This window comes from Paenirhodobacter sp. (assembly GCF_050177655.1).
In the GTDB taxonomy this organism is placed as follows: domain Bacteria; phylum Pseudomonadota; class Alphaproteobacteria; order Rhodobacterales; family Rhodobacteraceae; genus Rhodobacter.
This window is the reverse complement of sequence record NZ_JBFXGV010000043.1, coordinates 1-23,127: the sequence shown is the minus strand read 5'-3', so window position 1 is coordinate 23,127 and position 23,127 is coordinate 1. Positions and strand designations below refer to the sequence as shown.

The window sequence follows — 23,127 nt, the reverse complement described above, 5'->3', positions numbered from 1 at the left end:
TTGTGCAGCGCATTGTGCAGCAAATCAAGCGGACTTATTCAAAGGCTGACTGCGAAAACGCCAAAAAAGCGTTTGTTATCAACGCTTTAAGTGTCTGGAAAATTTGTGAAAATGGCGGAGAGACAGGGATTCGAACCCTGGGTCGGCGCAAACCGACAACGGTTTTCGAGACCGCCGCATTCGACCACTCTGCCACCTCTCCGCGTCAGGGGTCTTCGTGAGGCGGGGATTTAGCCTGCCGCTCCGGGGGTTGCAACCGGTTTTTTCATCTTTTTTCGCGCCGGCTGTCACGCCCCGCAAAAGCCCGCATTCCGGCCTTTGGCAAAGCCCGGCGGCGCGCTATGATCGGGGGGTGATTTCAGCGCGGGCCTGCCATGACCGACCGTTCCTTCCCCGTCCTTGCGCGCCGCGCGCCGCTGCGCCTTGCGCTCGCCTGTGCGCTGGCGTTTTGCGCCACGGTACAGGGGGCGGCGGCCGATCCCGCCAAGATCGCCACGCTCCTGCACAGCGAGAAGCTCTTCTCGATCCTGCAGCAGGAGGGGGTGCATTACGGCGACGATCTCGCCGACGAGCTCTTGCCGGGCGGGGCCGATCCGGGCTGGCGCGCCGAGGTCGCGGCGATCCATGCGCCGGCGCGGCTGCTGCCGCCCTATGAAGAGGTGCTCGGCGCCGCGCTCGCGGCGGAAAAGGCCGATCAGGGCGCGATCGAGCGCTGGCTCGGCTCCGATCTCGGCCAGCGGGTGGTGACGCAGGAAATCGCGGCGCGCGCGGCGATGCTCGACCAGAGCGTCGAGGATGCCGCGATCGCCCGCGCCGAGGAGGCCGATGCCGCGCAGGATCCGAAGCTTGACGCGGTGCGCGAGATCATCGAGGCGGCCGATCTCGTCGAGCCGAATGTCGCCGGCGGGCTCAACGCCAATCTCGCCTTCTATCGCGCGATGGCGCAGGGCGGGGCCTTCCCCTACGAGGTCACCGAATCCGACATGCTCGCCGATGTCGCCGCGCAGGAGGACGACATCCGCGCCGATGTCACCTCCTGGATGGAGGGCTATCTCTTCCTCGCCTATCAGGGGCTCAGCCTCGAGGATCTGCACCGCTGCGCCGAGTTCAACGCCTCCGAAGCGGGGCAGGCACTTTTGCGCGCGCAGTTCCAGGGCTTCGACCATGTCTATGAGCGCAGCTCGGCCGAGCTCGGCACGGCGCTTGCCCGGCGGCTCAACGCCGCCGAGCTGTGATCAGCGCATCCGCAGCGCGCCGTCGAGGCGGATCACCTCGCCGTTGAGATAGCCGCAGCTGACGATGAACCCCGCGAGCCGCGCATATTCCTCGGGCTCGCCGAGGCGCTTGGGAAAGGTGACCTCGGCGGCCAGGCTCTCCTGCACTTCGATCGGCAGCCCCTTCAGCATCGGCGTGGCGAAAGTGCCGGGCGCGATCGCGCAGACCCGGATCCCCTGCGTCGCCAGATCGCGCGCGAGCGGCAGCGTCATCCCCGCGATCCCGCCTTTCGAAGCGGCATAGGCGGCCTGGCCCTTCTGCCCGTCGAAGGCCGCGATCGAGGCGGTGTTGACGATCACCCCGCGCTCGGGCCCCGGGTTCTTCGCCATCTCGGCGGCGACGAGGCGCAGCACGTTGAAACTGCCGGTCAGGTTGATCGCCACCGTGCGCGCGAAACTCTCGAGCCGGTGCGGCCCCTCGCGGCCGACGACGCGCTCCCCCGTCGCGATGCCGGCGCAATTCACCAGCACGTCGATCCCGCCCATCGCTGCCACGGCCTGCGCGACACCGCTCGCGACCGAGGCCTCGTCGGTAACGTCGACCGCGGCGAAAGTGCCGCCGATCTCCGCCGCCAGTGCCATGCCGCGCTCCGAGTCGCGATCGAAGAGCGTGACCTGCGCCCCCTCGGCCGCGAGGTGACGCGCCGTCGCCGCCCCGAGACCCGAGGCGCCCCCCGTCACCACCGCCCTTGCCGCCGTCAACTCCATGTGATCCTCCGTTGAACTGAACGTTTGTTCATTAAACGCCGCGAGGCCCGCCTTGTCCAGTCCAGCAAGGGCTTTCCGACGTCACGGCGCGGCGCGCCTCCGATCACGCGACGGCGCGATTGCGCCGAGACGCGCGGGCAGGGGGATTGATTGCGCCGATGGAAGGAATAGCTCGGGGGACGCGAGAAGGACTTGCAACAAGCCACGGGGGACAGCCCCCTGAAAGGAGGCAAGATGAAACGGATTCTTATCGCGAGTGCCGCGCTGGCGCTCACTGCAGGCACGGGTTTTGCAGGCAGCTACACCGCCCCGGTGGTCGAGGCCGCTCCGGAAGCGCCGGCGCCGGTCGTGACCCAGAACGCGGACTGGACCGGCGCTTACGTCGGTGCCCAGCTCGGCTATGGCAAGGTGAACAAAGACCTCGACGCCAATGGCGCGGTCGGTGGCCTGCATGCCGGCTATCTGAAGGATTTCGGCAATTTCGTCGCCGGCGGTGAGCTCGCCTATTCGGGCGCCGACCTGAAGGACAAGGCCGCGAATGCGAAGGTGAACAGCTTCACCGACGTGAAGCTGATCGGCGGCGTACCGAACGGCAAATGGCTCTATTACGGGGCCCTCGGCGGCTCCTATGTCGATGCCAAGGCCGCTGGCAAATCCTACAGCGACCTCGTGCCGATGGTTGGCGCGGGCGTGAAATACCAGCTCACCGACCAGTGGGCGCTGGGTGGCGAGGTTGACTACCGCGACGGCCACAATTTCGACAGCACCGGCACCAACGTCAATCTGACGACGGTGGCCCTGACCGCCTCCTTCCGCTTCTGAGCGGGGCGCGGCGGGGTTCCCGCCGCAAATCCTGCGGTTTTCAGGCCCTGAGACCGGACGCGACGGGAAGATTTCCCGTCGCGTTCTTTTTGCGTTGCGTGGATTTCAATTGCGGAAAATGATCGGCCATCACATCGAAGGGCCGCAAGAATGACGGATATCGACGATATCGACCGCAAGATTTGCCTGCTGCTTTCGGAAGACGCGCGCCAGTCTCTCGCGCAGATCGGCGCTCAGGTCGGGCTGTCGACCTCTGCCGTGAACGAGCGCATCCGGCGGCTGATCGAACGCGGCGTGCTGCGCCGATTCGCCGCCGATTGCGACCCGGAGGCGCTTGGCCTGCCGGTCGCGGCCTTCGTCTGGGTGGCGCTGGCCGCGGGGGTGGACGAGGGCGCCTTTCGCGCCGCGATGGCGCAGATGCCGACCGTCACCGCCTGCCATCACGTCACCGGCCCCTGGTCCTATCTGGTGCAGATCCGCCTGCCTGGATTGCAGGGCGTCGAGGATTTCCTCGCCGGGCTGAAGGCGGCGGGCTGGATCGCGCGCTCGGAAACCATGCTGGCGCTCTCGACCGTGGTCGAGCCGCCGTTTCGCCTGAGGGGGTGAGGATGGACACCGTCTTTCTGTTTCTGAAATCGCTGGCGATGGGGCTTGCGATCGCGGCGCCGCTCGGGCCGATCGGGGCGCTCTGCATCCAGCGCACGCTGGCGCGCGGCTTTGGCGCGGGGCTGTCCGGCGGGCTTGGCACGGCGCTTGCCGACGCGAGCTATGCCGCCGCGGCCGCCGCCGGTTTCGCGGCCTTTTCGAGCGTGGTGACGCGGATCTCGTTGCCGCTCGGCCTGATCGGCGGCGCATTCCTGCTCTGGCTCGCCTGGAAGGGCTGGCCGCGTCAGGCCGGGCCGGTGCGCGCCGCCGCCGCGCCCGAGGCGCGCGGCTTGCTCTCGACCGCGCTCACCACCTATGCGCTGACGCTGACGAACCCGGCGACGATCCTGAGCTTCGCCGCGATCTTCGCGGGCCTCGGCCTTGCGGCACAGGCGACGCCCGGGCGCGCGGCGCTGGTCGTGGCCGGGGTCTTCGGCGGCTCGATGCTCTGGTGGGCGTTTCTTTCCGGCACGGTCGCGGCGCTGCACCACCGCCTGCCGGAGGGTTTCGCGCTTTGGACCGCGCGGATCTCGAGCGGGATGATGGCGGGGTTCGGGATCTGGGCCTTCGCCCAGGCACTGCTTTAGGCGCGCGGATCAGGCGTCTGGCGGGATCAGGCCGAGGCCGCGCAGATAGATGCCGATCCCGCTCTCGAGCAGATCCTCGGGCGAGAAGGGGGCGTGGGTGCCGGGCGCCGCGCGGCCGTAAAGCTCGACCACGCCGTGGCTCATCGCGCGCACATGGGCGGCGACCATGGTGACCGGCGGGCGGCGCCCGGGCGGGATGTGGCGCGAAAGCTCCTCGGTCGCGCGCAGCACCACCGCCTCGGCCCGCGCGGCGCCTGCGGCGAGCTCGGGCGAGCGGTTGGGGCTGAGCCCGCTTTCGAACATCGCCATGTAATGACCGGGAAATTTCTTCGCAAAGGCAAGATAGGCGCGCCCCGTCGCGCCAAAAGCCGCCAGCGCCGAGGGGCGCCCGCCGTTCCAGGCATGCTCCATCACATCGGCAAAGATCGCATAGCCCTGCCGCGCGCATTCCGCGATCAGATCCTCGCGCCCGGCGAAATGGCGATAGACCGCGGCCGGGGTGACGCCCGCGTCCTTCGCCGCCTCGGACAGGGTAAACCCGGTCGGGCCGCGCTCGGCGATCAGCCGCAGCGCCGCCTCGACCAGCGCCTGGCGGAGGTTGCCGTGATGGTAGCCCTGTTTAGCCATTCAAAAGGTCGCGGCCGTCACAGATGTTGCGGTCGGGTTCGCCGATCACCGCGGCATCCTTGTTCGGATAGTCGACCGCATGCAGGATCGTCTGGATCGCTGCGATCCGCGCGCGCATCTTGTCGTCGGAGCGGATCACCGTCCAGGGCGCGAAATCGGTGTCGGAACGCTCCAGCGTCTCACCGATCGCCTTGGTGTAATCCTCCCATTTCTTCAGCCCCTCGACGTCGATCCAGCTCAGCTTCCATTGCTTGAGCGGATCGGTCTCGCGGTCGAGGAAGCGCTTGAGCTGCTCGGCCCGGTCGACGGAAAGCCAGAGTTTCACCAGCACGATCCCCTCGTCGGTGAGCATCTTCTCGAAGCCCGGAAGCTGGCGGAAGAAATGCTCGCGTTGCTCGGGCGTGCAGAAGCCGAAGACATGCTCGACCACGCCGCGGTTGTACCAGGAGCGGTCGAAAAGCGCGATCTCGCCCGCCGCCGGCAGCCAGTCGACATAGCGCTGGAAATACCATTGCGAGGCCTCGCGGTCGGTCGGCTTCGGCAGCGCGACGATATAGGCTTGGCGCGGGTTTAGGTTCTCGCGCACGCGCTCGATCGTGCCGCCCTTGCCCGCCGCGTCGCGCCCCTCGAAAAGCACGACAAGCCGCTTGCCCGCGTCCTTCAGCGCCCAGCTCATCTTCACCAGCTCGACCTGAAGCGCCTTCATATGCGCCTCGTAATCCTTCTTTTTCATCGCCTCGCGGTAGGGGTAGCTGCGCGAAAGGATCTCGCCCTTCGCGGCGGTCTCGATCGCCTTGCGGACCTCCTTCGGCGCCTCTTTCTCGAGGTAATGGGTGATGTCGCCCACCAGCGGGATCTTCAGCCCGGTCTCCGTTTTCTTGCCCATGCGATCCTCCCGCGATGTGAAGCGGGTTCACTATAGCGGCGGGCGGGGCAGGGGCAAGCCGCGCTCAGTGCAGTGCGGAGAAGGGCGCGGGGTAACGCAGCGGCCCGCGGGCAAGCGGGGCCTCGCCAAGCGGCAGAACCTGGAAATAGGGCCCCGACCAGGGACAGTCGAAGCCACGCGCCGCCCGCGCGGAAAAGCCGAAGCGCGCGTAATATTTCGGATCGCCCAGCACGAAGAGCGCGGCGATGCCGGCCGCGCGGGCCTGCGCGATGCCTTCGCGGATCAGCGCCGCGGCAACGCCCTGGCCACGGCAGCACTTGCGCACCGAGACCGGGGCGAGCGCCCAGGCGGGGAAAGGGGCCTTGAGTTCGGAAAAGCCCGCATGGCCGAGATAGGCGCGCCCGAGCCGCGCGGTGAGCGAAAGCGCGAGATCCCCCCCGACGCGCAGCGCGTCGATCAGATCGGCCTCCTCGGTTCGGCCGAAGGCGGTGCGGGTAAGCAGGTGGATCGCGCGACGGTCGGCTTCGGTCTCGGGCGCGATCGCCGGCGCGGGATGGGCGAGCGCATAGTCGCGCCGGATCCGCCGCGTCGCCTGACCCCAGGCGCTCGCCGCGCTGCGGGTCTGATGGGCGACGAAATCCGGTTCGGTGGCGAAGCCCTCGTTCACCGTCCAGACCAGCGGATCGACGGGATCCTGCGCGATGTCGAAGAACAGGCAGCCGGGCTCGCGCATGGTGAGCCGCATGTGCAGCGGCAGATGGGAAAGCACCACGCGCCGCTCCTCGGGCGTGGCACAGATCAGCCGTCCTGTCAGCTGCATAAGCGGCAAGATCTCCTCCCTCGCCGGTCAGCCCGCCGCGCCTTTCGCGCATCGGGCCATTTCATCAATCGGCCACAGGTTTTCCTGGCCCAAATACTCCGGGGTGAGCGCCGCGAAGCGGTGCGAGGGGCAGCGCCCCTCACGCCCTCTCCGGCGTCACTCCCACTCGATCGTGCCCGGCGGCTTCGAGGTGATGTCGTAGGTCACCCGGTTGATGCCCTTCACCTCGTTGATGATCCGCGTCGCGGTCTCGCCAAGGAAGTCATGCGTGAACGGGTAGTAATCCGCCGTCATGCCATCGACCGAGGTCACCGCGCGCAGCGCGCAGGCATAGTCATAGGTGCGCCCGTCGCCCATCACGCCCACGGTGCGGACCGGCAGGATCGCGACGAAGGCCTGCCAGATCTCGTCGTAAAGCCCGTGCTTGCGGATCTGGTCGATGTAAACGGCGTCGGCCTTGCGCAGGATCTCGAGCTTTTCGCGGGTGATCTCGCCCGGGCAGCGGATCGCGAGGCCCGGCCCCGGGAAGGGGTGGCGGCCGATGAAGCTTTGCGGCAGGCCAAGTTCGCGGCCAAGGGCGCGGACCTCGTCCTTGAAAAGCTCGCGCAGCGGTTCGACCAGTTTCAGCCCCATCTTCTCCGGCAGGCCGCCCACGTTGTGGTGCGACTTGATGGTGACCGAGGGACCGCCCGAGAAGCTCACCGATTCAATCACGTCGGGGTAGAGCGTGCCCTGGGCGAGGAATTCGGCGCCCTTGATCTGGTTGGCGTAGTTCTGGAACACGTCGATGAAGAGGCGGCCGATCGTCTTGCGCTTCACCTCGGGGTCGGAGACGCCCTCGAGCGCGCCGAGGAAAAGCTCGCTCTCATCCGCCGCGATCAGCTTGATGTTGTAATTGTCGCGGAACATCGCGACGACCTGCTCGGCCTCGCCCTGACGCAGCAGACCATGGTCGACGAAGACGCAGGTGAGCTGCTCGCCGATCGCCTCATGCAGCAGGATCGCGGTGACCGAGCTGTCGACGCCGCCCGAAAGGCCGCAGATCACCTGTTTGTCGCCGACCTGGGCGCGGATCTGTTCGATCGCCTGTTGCCGGTAGCCCGCCATCGTCCAGTCGCCGGTGAAACCCGCGAGGCGCACGAAATTCTCGTAAAGCTTCGCGCCGTTCGGCGTGTGATGCACTTCGGGGTGGAACTGCACCGCGAAGAAGTTGCGCGACGTGTCGGCGGTGATCGCGAAGGGCGCGCCGGGCGAGGTGCCATAGACCTCGAAGCCGGGCGCGATCTTGCTGACATGATCGCCATGGCTCATCCAGACCTGCTCGCGGCCGTCAGTGAACCAGCCCTTGAGGATCGGCAGTTCGGCGGCGGTCGGCGTCACATAGGCGCGGCCGAATTCGGCGGTGTGGCTTTGCCCGGCTTCCACGAGACCGCCGAGATCCTGCATCATCACCTGCTGGCCATAGCAGATGCCGAGGATCGGCACGCCCATGTCATAGGCGGCTTTCGGCGGGCGGGGGGAGCCCTCCCGGGTCACCGAATCCGGGCCGCCCGAGAAGATGATCGCTTTGGGGGCGAAATCCTTCAGGAAGGCGTCGGTGACGTTCTGATAGGGGTGGATTTCGCAATAGACGTTGAGCTCACGCAGGCGGCGCGCGATGAGCTGCGTGACCTGGGAGCCGAAGTCGATGATGAGAAGGCGCTGATGCTGGGTCATGTCCGGGGAATAGGCGGGGCTTGACTGGAAAGCAAGAGGGGGCGCTGCCCCCGGCGCCTGCGGCGCCTCCCCCGAGGTATTTTCGGCAAGATGAAAGGCATCGGTCGTCTTCATCTTGCCCGAAATACCTCGGGGGGATTTGCCGAAGGCAAAGGGGGGCGGCGCCCCCCTTCCTTCATTTTTCAGGCAGGAGCCCGCGCGGGCTGAAGCGCAGCACCGCAAGCAGGATCACCCCCATGATCACAAGGCGCATATGCGGCGCCGAATCGATCAGATGCGCCTTCACCACGCCCTCGCCCAGATGGGAGGTGACGAGGCCCATCAGCTCCGGCCCCCAGATCTCCGCCTTGATCCAGACGAACCAGATCAGGAGGCCGCCAAGCACCGAGCCCCAGTTGTTGCCCGAACCGCCGACGATCACCATCACCCAGATCAGGAAGGTATAGCGCAGCGGGTTGTAGCTGGCCGGCGTCATCTGCCCGTCGAGCGAGATCATCATCGCCCCGGCCAAGCCAAGCACCGCGCCGCCGAGGATGAAGATCTGCAGATGCCGGCCGGTGACGTTCTTGCCCATCGCGGCGGCGGCGACCTCATTGTCGCGGATCGCGCGCATCATCCTGCCCCAGGGCGAGTTGAGCGCAAGCTGCGCGAGCCAGATCAGGAGCAGCAGCACCGCGGCGAAAAGCCCGGTGTAAAGGAGCTTCACGAAGATCGTCGAGCCGGTCACCGGATCGAGGCCGAGACTCGCCGCGCGGGCGACGAAATCGGCGGAATGCTGCAGGTCGACCTCATAGGGCACCGGCCAGGGGCGCGGAATGCCGTTCACGTTCAGCACGCCGCGGTCGAGCCATTCCTCGTTCTTCAGCACCGCGACGACGATCTCGCCGATGCCGAGCGTGGCGACGGCGAGGTAATCGGAGCGCAGACCGAGCGCCGTCTTGCCGACGATCCAGGCGAGGCCCGCGGCGAGCAGCCCGCCCACCGGCCAGCTGAGCAGCACCGGCAGGCCAAGCCCGCCGAGATAACCCGCCGAGGCCGAGTTCACCGCCTGGATCGCGGCGACCGCCGGATCGAAGACGGCGCGATAGGCGAAGAAGCCCGCGATCAGCACCGCGGTCACGGTGAGCGCGCGGGTCTTGCCCTTCGCCATGCGCTGGTAAAGCTGCACGGCGGCGATGAGCGTGATCACCGCGATCACCGCGGCGATCAGGATGCCCCAGCCGCCCGCCGAGAAGGCGCCCTGGGTCGGCGGCATCGAGACGAGCACGGGCGCAAGCCCGCCGATCGCCAGAAAGCCGACGACACCCGAGTTGAAGAGCCCGGCATAGCCCCACTGGATGTTCACGCCAAGCGCCAGCACCGCCGAGATCAGCCCGACGTTGAGAATGCCGAGCGCATTGTTCCAGTTGCCGGAGAAGGCCGCGTTCGAGACCGTGCCCTCGAGCACGAAGAGAACGGCCAGCGCCGCAAAGAGGAGCGGCGCGCGCGCCTTGCCGCCCTTGGCGGCGCCAGGTTGACGGGTGCTCATACCGATTTCCCCTTGAAGAGCCCGGTGGGCTTGAACAGCAGCACGATGATCAGGATCGTGAAGCTCACCGCGAATTTGTATTCGGTGGACAGCAGTTGCAGCAGGCCCTCGGGCTCGAAGCCGGGGATCAGATAGATCGCCACCTTCTTCCAGGCATAGGTCACCGCCACTTCGGAGAAGGCGATGATGAAGCCACCCGCGATCGCGCCGAGCGGATTGCCAAGACCGCCCACGATCGCCGCGGCAAAGACCGGCAGCAGGAGCTGGAAGTAGTTGAAAGCCTTGAAGCTTTTATCGAGGCCGTAAAGCGTGCCGGCGATCGTCGCGAGCCCGGCCGCGATCACCCAGGTCACCGCCACGACGCGGTTCGGGTTGATGCCGGAGAGAAGCGCGAGGTCTTCGTTGTCGGAAAAGGCGCGCATCGACTTGCCGGTGCGGGTTTTCGCAAGGAACCAGAAGAGGGCGGCCACGACCAGCGCCGCGGTCACCAGGGTGATCGCCTGCGTCGAGCGGATTGCGAGCGGCTCGGCGAGGCCCGTCGCCGCCTTGAACTCGCGCGCCGAGATCAGGAAGCGCGCGCCATCGTCGTACTTGATCTCGTCCACCCCGATCACCACGCGGGTGAGCCCGTTCATCACGAACATCACGCCGACCGAGACCATCGTCAGCACCACGGGCGCGGCGCGCACCTTGCGGTAATAGCTGTAGACCAGCTTGTCGGTGCCAAGCACCAGCGCCGCGGTCGCCGCGATGCCGAAGGGCAGGGCGAGCAGGGCGGTGGGCAGCGGCCCGAAGGAAATGCCCGCGGCCTGAAACGCCCAGGTGACGAGGATCACCATCGCCGTGCCGAAGGCCATCGTGTCGCCATGGGCGAAGTTCGAGAAGCGGAGGATGCCGTAGATCAGCGTCACGCCAAGCGCGCCAAGCGCGAGCTGCGCGCCATAGGCGGTGGCGGGCACCACGACGTAATTCAAAATCGCGACCAGCGCGTCGAGGATGTCCATCTCAGCCCCCCAGGAAAGTGCGGCGGACCTCGGGGTCGGCCATCAGCGCCGCGCCGGTGTCGGTGTAGCGGTTCGCGCCCTGCACGAGCACATAGCCCATGTCCGCGATTTCAAGGGCTTGCCTTGCGTTCTGTTCCACCATCAGGATCGAGATCCCGGTGCGGGCGACCTCGATGATGCGGTCGAAAAGCTCATCCATCACAATCGGCGAAACGCCCGCGGTGGGCTCGTCGAGCATCAGGAGTTTCGGCTTCGTCATCAGCGCACGGCCGACAGCGACCTGCTGGCGCTGCCCGCCGCTGAGTTCACCCGCGTTCTGGAAGCGCTTCTCGCGCAGGATCGGGAAGAGGTCGTAAACCTGTTCCATCGTGTCGCGGAAATCGTCGGTGCGGATGAAGGCGCCCATTTCGAGGTTTTCCTCGACCGACATCGTCGGGAAGACGTTGTTCACCTGCGGCACGAAGCCCATGCCCTTGCGCACGCGCTCCTGCGGGGAGAGTTTCGTGATGTCCTCGCCGTCGAGCATCACCGCGCCCTGGCGCAGCTTCAGCATGCCGAAGACCGCCTTCATCGCGGTCGACTTGCCGGCGCCGTTCGGGCCAACGATCACCGCGATCTGGCCTTTCTCGACCTTGAGGGTGCAGTCGTGCAGAATATCGGCGGCGCCATAGCCGCCGGTCATGTGGGAGGCGTCGAGGAAGCTCATGCGAAACCTCCAAAACAGCCGATAACGCCCTGTTTGATCAGGAAAAATCCAGTCATGCCCCGGCCTCCGCCTTGACCTTGTTCTTGAGCCCGCGGCCGAGATAGGCCTCGATCACCGCCTCGTTCTGCATGATCGTGTCGGGCGCGCCCTCGGCCAGAACCTTGCCCTCGGCCATCACGATCACCGGATCGCAGAGCCGGCCGATGAAATCCATGTCGTGCTCGATCACGCAGAAAGTGTAGCCGCGTTCCTTGTTCAGCCGCACGATCGCATCGCCGATCGTGTTAAGAAGCGTGCGGTTCACACCGGCACCGACCTCGTCGAGGAAGACGATCTTCGCCTCGACCATCATCGTGCGGCCAAGCTCCAGGAGCTTTTTCTGGCCCCCCGAGAGATTGCCGGCGCGTTCGTCTTTCAGATGGGAAATGGTCAGGAAATCAAGAACTTCGTCGGCCTTCTTCAGAAGGGCGGCCTCCTCCTGCGCGATCCGTCCGCGGCCGAGCCAGGCGTTCATCAGCCGCTCGCCCGACTGCCCGCCGGGCACCATCATCAGGTTCTCGCGCACCGTCATCGTCGGGAATTCATGCGCGATCTGGAAGGTGCGCAACAGGCCCTTGTGAAAGAGCTGGTGCGGTTTCAGCCCGGTGATGTCCTCGTCCTCCATCGTCACCGTGCCCGAGGTCGGTTCATAGACCCCGGCGATGACGTTGAAGAGGGTGGATTTGCCGGCGCCGTTCGGTCCGATCAGCCCGGTGATCGACCCCTTGGCGATCTCGAGGCTGGCGCCATCGACGGCATGGAAACCGCCGAAATGCTTGTGCAGGTTCTCGACCCTAATCATGCTTCCCCTGACTTCATGCGTTACATGAAGAATGCCGTTTACGGCTTTGTTATGTAATGGAAACAGCCCGGATCGCTCCGGGCTGCTCCGATCCTTGCGGCGCGATCAGCGGTATTTCACCGTCTCGATCTTGCCGTCCTTGATCTCGATCTCGCGGAAGGTGCCGGCGGCTTCGCCATTGCCGATCATCGTGACCGAGGTGGCACCTTCGTAATCGACCGGCTTGCCCTCGGCGATCAGCTCGAGCGCCTTGCCGAGATCGCCGGGATAGATCTTCTCGCCCGGACCGTTGGCGACGTCCATCACCTTGTCCTTGTAGACGTTCGGATCGGTCGATTTCGCGGCCTGCATCGCCAGCAGCATCAGCGCGGCGGCGTCATATGCCTCGGCCGAATAGGTCGAGGAACCGTCGAAGCCCGCGGCCTTCGCCATTTCGAGGAACTTGTCGTGGCCTTCGCCTTCCGAGGCCGGATACTGGCCGAAGGAGCCGTCGACTTCCTTGCCGAAGTTGTCTTCCAGCGTCTTGCCGACCATGCCGTCGGGGAAGACGAAGGTCGAGAAGGCGCCGGTGTCGAGCGCGCCGCGCAGGATGCCCGAACCGCCCTGGTCGACATAGCCCGCGATCACCAGCGCATCGCCGCCGGCAGCGGCCAGCGCCGCGACCTCGGCCGAATAGTCGGCCTTGCCGTCGTCATGCGCGGCGTTGATCGTGACCTTGCCGCCCTTCGCCTCATAGGCGGCGGCGAAGCTGTCGGCGAGACCCTTGCCGTAGTCGTTGTTGGTATAGGTGAGCGCCACCGACTTGATGCCATGTTCCATGATCTCGTCGGTCATCACTTCGCCCTGACGCGCGTCGGACGGCGAGGTGCGGAAGAAGAGGCCGTTGTCGGGGAGCGTCGAGAGCGCCGGCGAGGTCGCCGAGGGCGAGATCATCACCATGCCATGCGGCATGGCGGCGTTCTGCAGCGAGGCGGTGGTTTCGCCCGAGCACATGCCGCCGACGATGCCCTTCACGCCTTCGGCGGTGATCAGACGTTCGACGGTCGCGGTCGCGGCCGCGGCGTCGATGCAGGTCGAGTCGCCGCGCACCGAGGTGACGGTGTCACCGCCCAGGAGCTTGCCCGAATCCGACACTTCCTTCATCGCGAGTTCCGCGCCGCTCGCCATGCCCGGCGACATCGACTCGAGCGGACCGGTGAAGCCGAGCGAGATGCCCATCTTCACCTCCTCGGCGAAGGCGCCGCCCGCGACCAGAGCGGCGGCGGCAGTGGCCAGAAGAAGCTTTTTCATTCGTTCAACTCCCATGTTGGAACATTGTCCTGACGCGCGAGGTTAAAACCCGCGCGCACAAAAGAAAAGGAAAGATGCGTTACGTAATTGCCCGAAAATCGACCATTCGGGCAATTTTTTCGCGCAGGGCGCGAGGCCCCTGCGTGCAGCTCAAGCCGGGCTTGCATCACTCGAATTTCTCTTCCGGGAAATCAATGTCGCTGAGGTCGCATTCGTCACCCTCGAAGGCCGCGAGATCGGCGGCCTCCGCCGCCTCGGCGCCCGCGGCGGAGGTGCCGCGCTCGCGATAGGGGGTGGTCTGGTAATGCGCGCGGTAGCATTTCGAGAAATGCGAGGGCGAGGCGAAGCCGCAGGCGAGCGCCACGTTGATCACGCTCATCTCGGTCTGCATCAGCAGGTTGCGCGCCTTCTGCAGCCGGATCTCCATGTAATAGCGCTTTGGCGAGCGGTTGAGGTAGCGCCGGAACAGCCGTTCGAGCTGGCGCGTCGACATCCCCACCTCGGAGGCGAGCGTCGCGGGCGAGATCGGCTCCTCGATATTCGTCTCCATCCGGCCGATCACCTGGGCGAGTTTGGGGTGCCGCACCCCGATCCGCGTCGGGATCGAGAGGCGCTGGCTGTCCTGATCGGTGCGGATCGAGTTGTAGATCAGCTGGTCGGCGACGGTATTGGCGAGCCCCTCGCCGTGGTCGCGCGCAATGAGCTTCAGCATCAGGTCGAGCGAGGCGGTGCCGCCCGCGGTGGTCAGCCGGTTGCCGTCGATCACGAAGACCGATTTCGCGAGTTTCACCTCCTCGAAATCCTCGCAGAAACTGTCCTGGTTCTCCCAGTGGATCGTCGCGCGCTTGCCGTCGAGCAGCCCGGCCTTCGCCACCGACCAGGCGCCGGTGCAAAGACCGCCCACCGCCGCGCCGCGCCGCGCCTCGCGTCGAAGCCAGTTCAGCACCGGCTTCGTCGTCGCCTCGACCACGTCGATGCCGCCGCAGACGAGCACGGTGTCGTCGCGCGTGATCTCCTCGAGCCCCATGTCGACGCGGATCACCGTGCCGTTCGAACAGGAGACGTCATGGCCGTCCTCGGAGGCGAGCTTCCAGGCGTAGAGCTTTTGCCCCGAAACCTGGTTCGCCAGGCGCAACGGCTCGATCGCCGAGGCGAAGGCCATCATCGTGAACCGGTCGAGCAGCAGGAAGATATAGCGGCGCGCGCGATCGGAGGGCGCGAGGCGCACGGTGCCCTGCGAGGGGGCGGGGCGGGCATGGCTGCGGGGAAGGGCCGAGGGCTTGCGCATTTGCGACCTGAGGTTCTGTCGTTTTGCGCAGACAATCAGGGAATCCCTGCCGCCGCAAGGGGCTCTGCGCTGGCGGCCGCACGCCGGCGCGCAGAGCGATTTCCCCGCCATGAAAAACAGGTTGGTCAAGTCGCGTTCCGCACCTTATAAGGCACGGACTGCGAAAGGCTCGGAGGAAAAAATGGGCAAGATGTGGACGAAGTCGGACTGGCGCGCGAAACCGCGGGTGCAGATGCCCGATTATCCCGATCAGGCCGCGCTCCATGCCGTCGAGGCGCAGCTCGCCAAGATGCCGCCGCTCGTCTTCGCGGGCGAAACGCGCCGGCTGAAGGCGGATCTCGCCAAGGCGGCGAAGGGCGAGGCCTTCCTGCTGCAGGGCGGCGACTGTGCCGAGAGCTTTGCCGAGTTTTCCGCCGACAATATCCGCGACACCTTCAAGGTGATGCTGCAGATGGCGATCGTGCTCACCTGGGGCGCGAAAGTGCCGGTGATCAAGGTCGGCCGGATGGCCGGGCAATTCGCCAAGCCCCGCTCCGCCCCGACCGAGGTGCTCGGCGGCGTCGAATACCCGAGCTACCGCGGCGACATCATCAACGGGTTCGAGGCGACCACCGCCGCGCGGATGCCCGATCCGAACCGGATGCTGCAGGCCTATACCCAGGCCGCGGCCTCGCTCAACCTGCTGCGCGCCTTCTCGACCGGCGGTTACGCCGACATCCACCGGGTGCAAAGCTGGATCGCCGGTTTCGCCAGCGACGAAGAGGCCGCGCGCTATCGCAAGGTGGCCGACCAGATCGGCGAGGCGATGGAATTCATGGCGGCGGCGGGGGTGACCTCGGAAACCGCGCACGAACTCGGCACCGTCGATTTCTACACCTCGCACGAGGCGCTGCTGCTGGAATATGAAGAGGCGCTGTGCCGGATCGACAGCACCACCGGCGTTCCGGTCGCGGGCTCGGGCCACATGATCTGGATCGGCGACCGCACCCGTCAGCCGGACGGCGCCCATGTCGAATTCTGCCGCGGCGTGCAGAACCCGATCGGGCTCAAATGCGGGCCGACCACCACGGCGGACGACCTCAAGGTGCTGATGGCCAAGCTGAATCCGCAAAACGAGGCCGGGCGGCTCACGCTGATCGCGCGCTTCGGCGCGGGCAAGGTGGGCGATCACCTGCCGCGGCTCATCCGCGCGGTGAAGGAAGAGGGTGCCAATGTCGTCTGGTCCTGCGACCCGATGCACGGCAACACGATCAAGTCGGCCTCCGGCTTCAAGACGCGGCCGTTCGATTCGGTGCTGCGCGAGGTGCGCGAGTTCTTCGGCGTGCACAAGGCCGAGGGCACGATCCCCGGCGGCGTGCATTTCGAGATGACCGGCAAGGACGTCACCGAATGCACCGGCGGCGTGCGCGCGGTCTCGGACGAGGATCTCTCGAGCCGCTACCACACCGCCTGCGATCCGCGGCTGAACGCCTCGCAATCGCTCGAACTCGCCTTCCTCGTGGCGGAAGAGCTGCGTGACCGGCGCGAGATGCGCAAGGCCGCGGGACTTTAAACCGAAGTCTCAACTTCGCCTCGCAAGCGATTGGAATGGAAATGAAAAGGCCCGGCGTTCTGCCGGGCCTTCTGCGCTCTGACATGCGCGAAAACGGGGGTCACTCTTCGGATTTCACCACGCGGAACATCGCGCGGCGTTCTTCGGGGGAGCGGGTCGCAAGCCCGGCGGGGACGGCGGCGCGCGGCGCTTCGGGCGCCTTGCGCGGCGGCACGCCGAAGCGCGGCGCGGCCTCCTCGGCAAAGCCGAGTACCTCGGGGCTGACCGGTTTGGGCAGCTCGGAGGGCGTCGGCATGCCGGTCACCACCTGCTGGATGTCGGCGCCCTCGACCTCGAAGCGGCGCGGAGTGCGGCCGATGTTCTCGCCCTCGGCGACGAGGCAGCCGAGCACCCGCGTCACGTCGCCCAGATCCGAGCGCAGCGGCAGCAGGATCAGGCGCGCGGTCAGCGGCGGCTTGCCGATGCCGCTTTCGGAGGAAAGCACGAGTTCCGCCACCGAGGGGCCCTGGAACACCGCTTCGGTCGCCTCGGCGATGCGCTTGCGGGCGGGCGGGGCGAAGAAGGCGGTGAGCGGCATGCCGCGCACTTCCATCCCCATCAGGTCGTTCAGATGCATCCCCGCGAGGCGGAAACGGCCCATGCCCGGCGCCACGCGCTCGAGGATGAAGGCGTATTCCAGCGCCCGCTCGATCCCGCGCGGATCCACGTCGGAGCGCATCGGCAGCGCGCGCCCGCGCCGCAGCCCTTCCCAATAGGCACGCAGTTCCGCCGCCACGCGACGCCCGAGGCCAGACCGCTGATCCATGCGGACGATCTTCTCCAGTGTGTCGATATCACGTTCCATCATAGCATCCATCCTGTCGGCATGTGCGGAAATCTCCGCGGCCTGACTGTTCTGAGGCTCCTCGCCTTCGGCGGATGCGGGTCTTTCTGTTGACCCCGGGAGCGAAATCCTTACTGAAGTCTTAATACGCCTTTTTTCTGCCTTATGGGGAACTAAAGTCTTAAATGGTTAAGCCCGCCGAACACCCGCGCACGCCGCCCCGCACCGTTTCGATGACCGGATTCGCTGCGCTCGGCGGCTCGGGCGAGGGCCATGACTGGAGCTGGGAAATCCGCGCCGTGAACGGCAAGGGGCTCGACCTGCGGCTGCGCCTGCCCGAGCTCGAAGGGCTTGAAACGGAGGTGCGCGCGGCGGTTTCGCGCGTTGCGGCGCGCGGGAATATTCAGGTGAATCTGAAACTTACCCGGCACGAGGTCGGGGAGGGGCTGCGCCTGTCTCCGGGCGGCGCGCGGGCGGCCGTGGCGGCGGTGATCGAGATCGAGGAGGCCGCGCGCGACCGCGGTCTCGTGCTCGCGCCGAGCCGGGCGGCGGACCTGCTCACCCTGCGCGGGGTGATCGACCCGAGCCTGCCCGAACTGGCCGATCCGGCGCGCCTCAGGGCGGCCTTGGTAAAGGATTTGCAAACAGTTCTGGGCGATTTTGCGGCAATGCGCGCGGCGGAGGGGGCCGAAATCGGGCATGTGCTCGAGTCGCAGATCGACCGGATCGCCACATTGACCGACGCCGCCGAGGTCGCAGCCGAGGCGCGGCGGCCGGAGGCGGAGACGGCGCTCACCGCGGCGCTCGCTCGGGTGATGGCGGGCGCGCCCGGCGCCGATCCGCAGCGCGTCGCGCAGGAGCTTGCGATGCTCGCGGTGAAGGCCGATGTCACCGAGGAGATCGACCGTCTGCGCGCCCATATCAAGGCGGCGCGCGCGCTTCTCGTCGAGACCGCGCCGGTCGGGCGCAAGTTCGACTTCCTCACCCAGGAATTCGTGCGCGAAGCGAACACGCTCTGCTCGAAATCGGGCTCCACCCGGCTCACCGCGATCGGGCTTGACCTCAAGGCGGTGATCGACCAGATGCGCGAGCAGATCCAGAACGTGGAGTGAGCCATGAGCCAGACCCGGCGCGGCCTTCTGATCATCCTCTCCTCGCCGTCCGGCGCGGGGAAATCCACCCTCGCGAAGCGGCTGATGGGCTGGGATCCGACGCTGAGCTTTTCCGTCTCGGCGACGACGCGCAGCCCGCGCCCGGGCGAGACCGATGGCGTCGAATATTATTTCCGCACCAAGCACGACTTCGAGGCGATGGTGGCGAATGGCGAGATGCTCGAACATGCCGAGGTCTTCGGCAATTTCTACGGCACGCCGAAGGCGCCGGTCGAGGCGGCGATGAAGGCCGGGCGCGACACGCTTTTCGACGTCGACTGGCAGGGCGGGCAGCAGATCCGGCGGTCCGATCTCGGCAAGGAGGTGATCTCGATCTTCATCCTGCCGCCCTCGATCGCCGAGCTCGAGGCGCGGCTGCGCACGCGCGCGCAGGACAGCGACGAGGTGATTGCCGCGCGGATGGCGAAAAGCCGCGATGAAATCAGCCATTGGGCGGAATATGATTATGTGATCGTGAATCACGATGCCGATCAGGCGGAGGAGGAGCTGCGCACGATCCTGCGCGCCGAGCGCGCGCGGGCGGATCGTCAGCCCTGGCTGAACGACTTCGTGCGCGAGCTGAACAGGGAGTTTGAAGCGCGATGATCTATGAACTTGACGGGATCGCTCCGGAACTGGGGCAGGGCGCCTGGGTCGCCCCCGACGCCAATCTGATCGGCAAGGTGGTGCTCGAGGACGAGGCCTCGGTCTGGTTCGGCTGCACGCTGCGCGGCGACAATGAGGAGATCCGCGTCGGGCGCGGCTCGAACGTGCAGGAGAATGTCGTGTGTCACACCGACATGGGCTATCCGCTGGTGATCGGGCCGGATTGCACGATCGGCCACAAGGCGATGCTGCACGGCTGCATCATCGGTGCGGGCTCGCTGATCGGCATGGGGGCGACGGTGCTCAACGGCGCGAAGATCGGCCGCGGCTGCCTGATCGGGGCGGGAGCGCTGATCACCGAGGGCAAGGAGATCCCGGATTTCAGCCTGGTGATGGGCGCGCCGGGCAAGGTGGTGCGGAGCCTCGACGAGGCGGCGCAGGCGCGGCTGCTGAAATCGGCGGCGCATTACCGCGCCAATGCGGCACGTTACGCGAAGGGGCTGCGCGCGCTCGGCTGAGCCTAGGCGAAGCCCTGACTCAGTGATGATGGCGCGGGATTTCGAAGATCTCGAAGGCCCGGTCACCCCAGATCTGCCGCACCTCGGCGCGCACCAGCGCGGTGTCGGGCAGCGGCGGCGAATAGGCGCAAAGCGCGCCGGTATAGCCGAGACGGTCGAGCCGGCGAGCGACGTCGAGAATGTCGTGATCGGGGGCGAAGAGCGGGGCGAGCACCACCTCCGGCTCCATGCGCTCGATCAGCTTGCGGTCGAGCGTGCGGAACTGCGTCACCATCACCTGCGCCCCGGCGACCCCGCGCAGAGTCCGCGGCAGGGCCTGCTGCGGCTCGACGACGAGAATGCGGCGTCCCACGAAGCTTTCGCCGAAACTCATTCGGCTCGGAGGCTTCCCATCGGGCAGATACGAGGGCGGAGGCATTTAACGGTCCGGTTGGGCCGCAGGAGGGTATTCCTCCATTGCGGGTATCAATTCTCAAATTTCGCGCGCAGGTTTAGCCCCCTCACCCTGTACGCTCAATATCGTGAATGCATGGTTTACTCCGGGCGCGATTTGGTCAAGCCTCGCCACCGCCTGGAGGAGTGAAACATGCAGAATTTGTCGACAATCGCTCTGGCAGAGGCGGTTCCGTTTCCGATCCTGCTGATAAACGCACAGGAAAAGATCCTTTGGGCCAATGCGGCGGCGCTCCGGCTTCTGGGCGGGGATCTGGCGGGCAAGCTCTTCGTCACCGTGCTGCGCCAGCCCGCGCTGGGCGAGGCGCTGGAGGCCGCGCTGCGCCGCGGCGAAAGCCAGCGGGTGCGCGCGCGCATCTCCGCCAAGGGGCGCGAGATGGTGGTGATGGCCTCGGTCGCGCCGATGCCGGCCGATCCGGCGCTCGAATTGCCGCAGGGCGGCGCGACGATCGGACTCGAGGACATCACCGCGCTCGAGGAGGCGGAGGCGATGCGGCGCGATTTCGTCGCCAATGTCAGCCACGAGCTGCGCACGCCGCTCACCGCGCTGATGGGCTTCATCGAGACTCTGCGCGGCGCGGCCAAGGATGACCCGGTCGCGCGCGACCGGTTCCTCTCGATCATGGGGCGCGAGGCGGGGCGGATGAACCGGCTGGTGGGCGATCTGCTTTCGCTCAGCCGCGTCGAATCGGACGAGCGGCGGCGCCCGACCGGCTCGGTCGACCTTTCCGTGGTGCTCAAGGGCGCGATGCAGACCCTCGCGCCTGTCGCCGAACCCGCCGGGGTGCAGCTGATCCGCGAGGGCGAGACCGGCGCGCTGCGCTGCCCGGGCGACCCCGATCAGCTGATGCAGGTGTTTTCCAACCTGATCGAGAACGCGATCAAATACGGCGGCTCGGGCGGCGAGGTGCGGGTCGAGGTCACGAAGATCGCGCATGAGCCGGTGCTGCGCGGCCCGGCGCTCAAGGTCACGGTGGCCGATCGCGGCGAGGGGATCGACGCGATGCATCTGCCGCGGCTGACCGAGCGGTTCTACCGCGTCGACACCCATCGCTCGCGCGAACAGGGCGGCACCGGGCTTGGTCTCGCGATCGTGAAACACATCGTCGCGCGCCACCGCGGACGGCTGAAAATCGAGAGCGAAAAGGGCCAGGGAAGCCGTTTTTCCGTCATTCTGCCGGCCGGATAGGCGAATAGCGCCGAAAAAATGACGGAAATGACCGCTCTTTACCGGGAATTGTCATCTGCCTGCCAATGAATCAGGCAATGCAGAGGCAAGGCGGCAACTGCCCCCGGGGATTGTCATGTTCGGCTTGACGCCGGGGGCAGCAGATCCCATCAACAGGGCAAGAGGCCGCAGAAAGGTTCGATCGTGAAAGATGTTATCGCTCCGACGGCGGAGACCCTGCGCCAGGAAATCCTCCGGCATCTGATCTACACGATGGGCAAGGATGCCGATCACGCCTCGGTTTACGACTGGCGGATGGCGCTCAGCTTCGCGATCCGCGACCGGATCGTCGAACCCTGGTTCGCCGCGACGAAGCAGACCTGGGAGCAGGGGCGCAAGCGCGTCTACTATCTCTCGATGGAATTCCTGATCGGGCGCATTCTCGAGGATGCGGCGATCAACCTCAACATGCGCGCCGCCTGCCGCGAGGCGATCGAGAGCCTCGGGCAGGACTGGTCCGCGGTGGTCGAGGACGAGCCCGATGCCGCGCTTGGCAATGGCGGGCTTGGCCGGCTTGCCGCCTGCTACATGGAGAGCATGGCGACGCTGGGCTGCGCGGGCTATGGCTATGGCATCCGCTACGAGCACGGCCTCTTCCGTCAGCGCTTCGAGGGCGGGCGTCAGGTGGAAACGCCGGAGGACTGGCTCAAGCAGCGCCATCCCTGGGAATTCGAGCGCCCCGAGGCCGCCTATGAGATCGGCTTCAAGGGCACGGTGGAAAAGCGCGACGGCAAACCCTATTGGGTGCCTTCGGAAACGGTGATCGCCGAGGCTTTCGACATGCCGGTGATCGGCTGGCAGGGGAAATGGGCGAACACGCTGCGGCTGTGGTCGGCGAAACCGACGACGCTCTTCGATCTGGCGCGGTTCAACCATGGCGACTATGCCGCCGCGGCCGAGCCCGAGGCGCTCGCGCGCACGCTGAGCCGCGTGCTTTACCCTGACGACACCACCTATCAGGGCAAGGAGCTGCGGCTGAAGCAGGAATATTTCCTGACCGGCGCCGCGCTGCACGACATCATCCGGCGGCATCGCTCGGGCGGCTACAAGCTTGAGGATCTGGCGAAACATGTCGCGATCCAGATGAACGATACCCATCCGGCGATCGCGGGGCCGGAGCTCGTGCGCATCCTCGCCGATCTGCACGGGATGGAGTTCGACAAGGCGATCGAGGTCGCGGTGAGCTGCCTTGGCTATACCAACCACACGCTCCTGCCCGAGGCGCTGGAACGCTGGGCGACCTATCTGATGGGCTCGGTGCTGCCGCGCCACATGCAGATCGTCGAGGAGATCGACGCCTGGCATCTGAAGACGAACCCGAGCCGGCCGCATTACGTCGGCATCGTGAAGCATCACGAGGTGCGGATGGGCGAGCTCGCCTTCATCACCGCGCATAAGGTCAACGGCGTCTCGGCGCTGCATACCGAACTGATCAAGCAGAACCTCTTTCCCGAGCTGCACGCGCTGCACCCCGACCGGATCGTGAACGAGACGAACGGCGTCACCCCGCGACGCTGGATGCGGATGGCGAACCCGACGCTCTCGAAACTGGTGACGGAGACCATCGGCTCCGGCTGGGAGGCCGATCTCGACCGTCTGCGCGAGCTGGAAAAACCGATCGAGGACAAGGGCTTCCGCGACGCTTTTGCAGCGGCGAAACGCACCAACAAGGTGGCGCTTTCGAACTGGATCGGGCAGACCCAGGGGGTCAAGGTCGATCCCGACGCGATCTTCGACGTGCAGGTGAAGCGGATCCACGAATACAAGCGGCAGCTGCTCAACATCCTGCAGACGATCGCGGAATGGCACGAGATCCGGGAAAACCCGCTCGCCACCTATCAGCCGCGGGTCAAGATCTTTGGCGGCAAGGCCGCGCCCGGCTATCAGGCCGCGAAGGAAATCATTCGCCTTATCAATGACGTGGCGACCGTTGTTAAAGCGGATCCCTATGTCGACGGGCGGCTCAAGATCATCTACCCGGCGAATTACAACGTCTCGATGGCGGAGCGGCTGATCCCGGCCGCGGCCCGGTCGGAACAGTTCTCGACCGCGGG

23 protein-coding genes and 1 tRNA gene are annotated in these 23,127 nt (G+C 66.3%); 10 read left to right on the top strand and 14 right to left on the bottom strand.

Features of this window, described 5'->3' with window-relative positions; translation table 11 throughout:
* Positions 1-112 precede the first annotated feature (112 nt).
* Positions 113-202 (bottom strand) — tRNA-Ser (locus tag AB7U46_RS13970).
* A gap of 172 nt (positions 203-374) precedes the next feature.
* Here AB7U46_RS13970 and AB7U46_RS13965 point away from each other — a divergent pair.
* Positions 375-1,235, top strand: coding sequence for a hypothetical protein (locus AB7U46_RS13965; RefSeq protein ID WP_428337589.1), 861 nt, complete (start codon positions 375-377; stop codon positions 1,233-1,235).
* Here AB7U46_RS13965 and AB7U46_RS13960 read toward each other — a convergent pair whose 3' ends face one another.
* Positions 1,236-1,982: an SDR family NAD(P)-dependent oxidoreductase gene (locus tag AB7U46_RS13960; RefSeq protein ID WP_428337588.1), complete on the bottom strand. Its 747-nt coding sequence runs from the start codon at positions 1,980-1,982 to the stop codon at positions 1,236-1,238. It lies immediately after the preceding gene.
* Positions 1,983-2,216: 234 nt separating this feature from the next.
* On the opposite strand from AB7U46_RS13960, the gene AB7U46_RS13955 reads away from it, so the two are divergent.
* The 3 genes from AB7U46_RS13955 to AB7U46_RS13945 all read left to right on the top strand — a co-directional run bounded on the left by AB7U46_RS13955 (position 2,217) and on the right by AB7U46_RS13945 (position 4,036).
* Entirely contained in the window at positions 2,217-2,804 is a 588-nt protein-coding gene (locus AB7U46_RS13955; protein WP_428337587.1) for an outer membrane protein, read from the top strand.
* Between the two features lie 150 nt (positions 2,805-2,954).
* Positions 2,955-3,410 (top strand): Lrp/AsnC family transcriptional regulator, encoded by a 456-nt coding sequence (locus tag AB7U46_RS13950; protein ID WP_428337586.1) that lies wholly within the window; start codon positions 2,955-2,957, stop codon positions 3,408-3,410.
* A 2-nt stretch (positions 3,411-3,412) separates the two neighbouring features.
* Entirely contained in the window at positions 3,413-4,036 is a 624-nt protein-coding gene (locus AB7U46_RS13945) for a LysE family translocator (RefSeq protein WP_428337585.1), read from the top strand.
* Between the two features lie 9 nt (positions 4,037-4,045).
* Here the strand turns inward: AB7U46_RS13945 and AB7U46_RS13940 are convergent, their stop codons facing one another.
* From AB7U46_RS13940 to AB7U46_RS13895, 10 genes are all read right to left on the bottom strand, one after another.
* A complete protein-coding gene (locus AB7U46_RS13940; RefSeq protein ID WP_428337584.1) occupies positions 4,046-4,663 on the bottom strand; it encodes a TetR/AcrR family transcriptional regulator in 618 nt (205 codons plus the stop codon).
* Positions 4,656-5,525, bottom strand: coding sequence for a polyphosphate kinase 2 (ppk2, locus tag AB7U46_RS13935; protein WP_428337601.1), 870 nt, complete (start codon positions 5,523-5,525; stop codon positions 4,656-4,658). Before ppk2 ends, AB7U46_RS13940 begins: the two co-directional genes overlap by 8 nt.
* Positions 5,526-5,613: 88 nt before the next feature.
* The gene (locus AB7U46_RS13930; protein WP_428337583.1) at positions 5,614-6,369 is read right to left on the bottom strand and encodes a GNAT family N-acetyltransferase; all 756 of its coding nucleotides are present in this window, start codon (positions 6,367-6,369) and stop codon (positions 5,614-5,616) included.
* A gap of 156 nt (positions 6,370-6,525) precedes the next feature.
* Entirely contained in the window at positions 6,526-8,085 is a 1,560-nt protein-coding gene (gene guaA / locus AB7U46_RS13925) for a glutamine-hydrolyzing GMP synthase (RefSeq protein WP_428337600.1), read from the bottom strand.
* A 175-nt stretch (positions 8,086-8,260) separates the two neighbouring features.
* The gene (locus tag AB7U46_RS13920) at positions 8,261-9,613 is read right to left on the bottom strand and encodes a branched-chain amino acid ABC transporter permease (RefSeq protein ID WP_428337582.1); all 1,353 of its coding nucleotides are present in this window, start codon (positions 9,611-9,613) and stop codon (positions 8,261-8,263) included.
* Positions 9,610-10,617, bottom strand: coding sequence for a branched-chain amino acid ABC transporter permease (locus AB7U46_RS13915; RefSeq protein ID WP_428337581.1), 1,008 nt, complete (start codon positions 10,615-10,617; stop codon positions 9,610-9,612). Before AB7U46_RS13915 ends, AB7U46_RS13920 begins: the two co-directional genes overlap by 4 nt.
* A 1-nt stretch (position 10,618) precedes the next feature.
* Positions 10,619-11,323 carry an ABC transporter ATP-binding protein gene (locus AB7U46_RS13910; protein ID WP_428337580.1) on the bottom strand — a complete coding sequence of 235 codons (705 nt, stop codon included), beginning with the start codon at positions 11,321-11,323 and terminating at the stop codon, positions 10,619-10,621.
* 52 nt (positions 11,324-11,375) lie between these two features.
* Positions 11,376-12,164, bottom strand: a complete 789-nt coding sequence (locus AB7U46_RS13905) for an ABC transporter ATP-binding protein (RefSeq protein ID WP_428337579.1) — start codon at positions 12,162-12,164, stop codon at positions 11,376-11,378.
* A 105-nt stretch (positions 12,165-12,269) separates the two neighbouring features.
* Complete coding sequence (locus AB7U46_RS13900) at positions 12,270-13,454, bottom strand: ABC transporter substrate-binding protein (RefSeq protein WP_428337578.1); 1,185 nt, start codon at positions 13,452-13,454, stop codon at positions 12,270-12,272.
* A 166-nt stretch (positions 13,455-13,620) separates the two neighbouring features.
* On the bottom strand, positions 13,621-14,619 hold the full coding sequence (locus AB7U46_RS13895; RefSeq protein WP_428337599.1) for a GlxA family transcriptional regulator: 999 nt from the start codon (positions 14,617-14,619) through the stop codon (positions 13,621-13,623).
* 304 nt (positions 14,620-14,923) lie between these two features.
* On the opposite strand from AB7U46_RS13895, the gene AB7U46_RS13890 reads away from it, so the two are divergent.
* On the top strand, positions 14,924-16,294 hold the full coding sequence (locus AB7U46_RS13890; RefSeq protein ID WP_428337577.1) for a class II 3-deoxy-7-phosphoheptulonate synthase: 1,371 nt from the start codon (positions 14,924-14,926) through the stop codon (positions 16,292-16,294).
* Between the two features lie 100 nt (positions 16,295-16,394).
* Here AB7U46_RS13890 and AB7U46_RS13885 read toward each other — a convergent pair whose 3' ends face one another.
* Positions 16,395-17,138: a PAS domain-containing protein gene (locus AB7U46_RS13885; protein ID WP_428337576.1), complete on the bottom strand. Its 744-nt coding sequence runs from the start codon at positions 17,136-17,138 to the stop codon at positions 16,395-16,397.
* 212 nt (positions 17,139-17,350) lie between these two features.
* Here AB7U46_RS13885 and AB7U46_RS13880 point away from each other — a divergent pair, with 212 nt between their 5' ends.
* Genes AB7U46_RS13880 through AB7U46_RS13870 form a run of 3 tightly spaced genes read left to right on the top strand, consistent with a single transcriptional unit; the run spans position 17,351 to position 19,392 of the window.
* Positions 17,351-18,229 carry a YicC/YloC family endoribonuclease gene (locus AB7U46_RS13880; RefSeq protein ID WP_428337575.1) on the top strand — a complete coding sequence of 293 codons (879 nt, stop codon included), beginning with the start codon at positions 17,351-17,353 and terminating at the stop codon, positions 18,227-18,229.
* Between the two features lie 3 nt (positions 18,230-18,232).
* A complete protein-coding gene (gmk, locus tag AB7U46_RS13875) occupies positions 18,233-18,874 on the top strand; it encodes a guanylate kinase (RefSeq protein WP_428337574.1) in 642 nt (213 codons plus the stop codon).
* Positions 18,871-19,392: a gamma carbonic anhydrase family protein gene (locus AB7U46_RS13870; protein WP_428337573.1), complete on the top strand. Its 522-nt coding sequence runs from the start codon at positions 18,871-18,873 to the stop codon at positions 19,390-19,392. Before gmk ends, AB7U46_RS13870 begins: the two co-directional genes overlap by 4 nt.
* A gap of 19 nt (positions 19,393-19,411) precedes the next feature.
* Here the strand turns inward: AB7U46_RS13870 and AB7U46_RS13865 are convergent, their stop codons facing one another.
* Positions 19,412-19,744: a hypothetical protein gene (locus tag AB7U46_RS13865; protein WP_428337572.1), complete on the bottom strand. Its 333-nt coding sequence runs from the start codon at positions 19,742-19,744 to the stop codon at positions 19,412-19,414.
* Between the two features lie 234 nt (positions 19,745-19,978).
* Here AB7U46_RS13865 and AB7U46_RS13860 point away from each other — a divergent pair, with 234 nt between their 5' ends.
* Complete coding sequence (locus AB7U46_RS13860; RefSeq protein ID WP_428337571.1) at positions 19,979-21,034, top strand: sensor histidine kinase; 1,056 nt, start codon at positions 19,979-19,981, stop codon at positions 21,032-21,034.
* A 252-nt stretch (positions 21,035-21,286) separates the two neighbouring features.
* A partial coding sequence (glgP, locus tag AB7U46_RS13855) for a glycogen/starch/alpha-glucan family phosphorylase (RefSeq protein ID WP_428337598.1) occupies positions 21,287-23,127 on the top strand: 1,841 nt, incomplete at its 3' end.

Excerpts from the sequence above, each read along its gene's own strand:
- AB7U46_RS13965 (WP_428337589.1), top strand. The coding sequence starts at position 375 with ATGACCGACCGTTCCTTCCCCGTCCTTGCGCGCCGCGCGCCGCTGCGC.
- AB7U46_RS13860 (WP_428337571.1), top strand. The coding sequence starts at position 19,979 with ATGCAGAATTTGTCGACAATCGCTCTGGCAGAGGCGGTTCCGTTTCCG.
- AB7U46_RS13890 (WP_428337577.1), top strand. The coding sequence starts at position 14,924 with ATGGGCAAGATGTGGACGAAGTCGGACTGGCGCGCGAAACCGCGGGTG.
- AB7U46_RS13905 (WP_428337579.1), bottom strand. The coding sequence starts at position 12,164 with ATGATTAGGGTCGAGAACCTGCACAAGCATTTCGGCGGTTTCCATGCC.
- AB7U46_RS13870 (WP_428337573.1), top strand. The coding sequence starts at position 18,871 with ATGATCTATGAACTTGACGGGATCGCTCCGGAACTGGGGCAGGGCGCC.
- AB7U46_RS13910 (WP_428337580.1), bottom strand. The coding sequence starts at position 11,323 with ATGAGCTTCCTCGACGCCTCCCACATGACCGGCGGCTATGGCGCCGCC.
- AB7U46_RS13885 (WP_428337576.1), bottom strand. The coding sequence starts at position 17,138 with ATGGAACGTGATATCGACACACTGGAGAAGATCGTCCGCATGGATCAG.
- AB7U46_RS13945 (WP_428337585.1), top strand. The coding sequence starts at position 3,413 with ATGGACACCGTCTTTCTGTTTCTGAAATCGCTGGCGATGGGGCTTGCG.
- AB7U46_RS13955 (WP_428337587.1), top strand. The coding sequence starts at position 2,217 with ATGAAACGGATTCTTATCGCGAGTGCCGCGCTGGCGCTCACTGCAGGC.
- AB7U46_RS13880 (WP_428337575.1), top strand. The coding sequence starts at position 17,351 with ATGACCGGATTCGCTGCGCTCGGCGGCTCGGGCGAGGGCCATGACTGG.
- AB7U46_RS13900 (WP_428337578.1), bottom strand. The coding sequence starts at position 13,454 with ATGAAAAAGCTTCTTCTGGCCACTGCCGCCGCCGCTCTGGTCGCGGGC.
- AB7U46_RS13960 (WP_428337588.1), bottom strand. The coding sequence starts at position 1,982 with ATGGAGTTGACGGCGGCAAGGGCGGTGGTGACGGGGGGCGCCTCGGGT.
- AB7U46_RS13930 (WP_428337583.1), bottom strand. The coding sequence starts at position 6,369 with ATGCAGCTGACAGGACGGCTGATCTGTGCCACGCCCGAGGAGCGGCGC.
- AB7U46_RS13895 (WP_428337599.1), bottom strand. The coding sequence starts at position 14,619 with ATGATGGCCTTCGCCTCGGCGATCGAGCCGTTGCGCCTGGCGAACCAG.
- guaA (WP_428337600.1), bottom strand. The coding sequence starts at position 8,085 with ATGACCCAGCATCAGCGCCTTCTCATCATCGACTTCGGCTCCCAGGTC.
- AB7U46_RS13915 (WP_428337581.1), bottom strand. The coding sequence starts at position 10,617 with ATGGACATCCTCGACGCGCTGGTCGCGATTTTGAATTACGTCGTGGTG.
- gmk (WP_428337574.1), top strand. The coding sequence starts at position 18,233 with ATGAGCCAGACCCGGCGCGGCCTTCTGATCATCCTCTCCTCGCCGTCC.
- AB7U46_RS13950 (WP_428337586.1), top strand. The coding sequence starts at position 2,955 with ATGACGGATATCGACGATATCGACCGCAAGATTTGCCTGCTGCTTTCG.
- AB7U46_RS13920 (WP_428337582.1), bottom strand. The coding sequence starts at position 9,613 with ATGAGCACCCGTCAACCTGGCGCCGCCAAGGGCGGCAAGGCGCGCGCG.
- AB7U46_RS13940 (WP_428337584.1), bottom strand. The coding sequence starts at position 4,663 with ATGGCTAAACAGGGCTACCATCACGGCAACCTCCGCCAGGCGCTGGTC.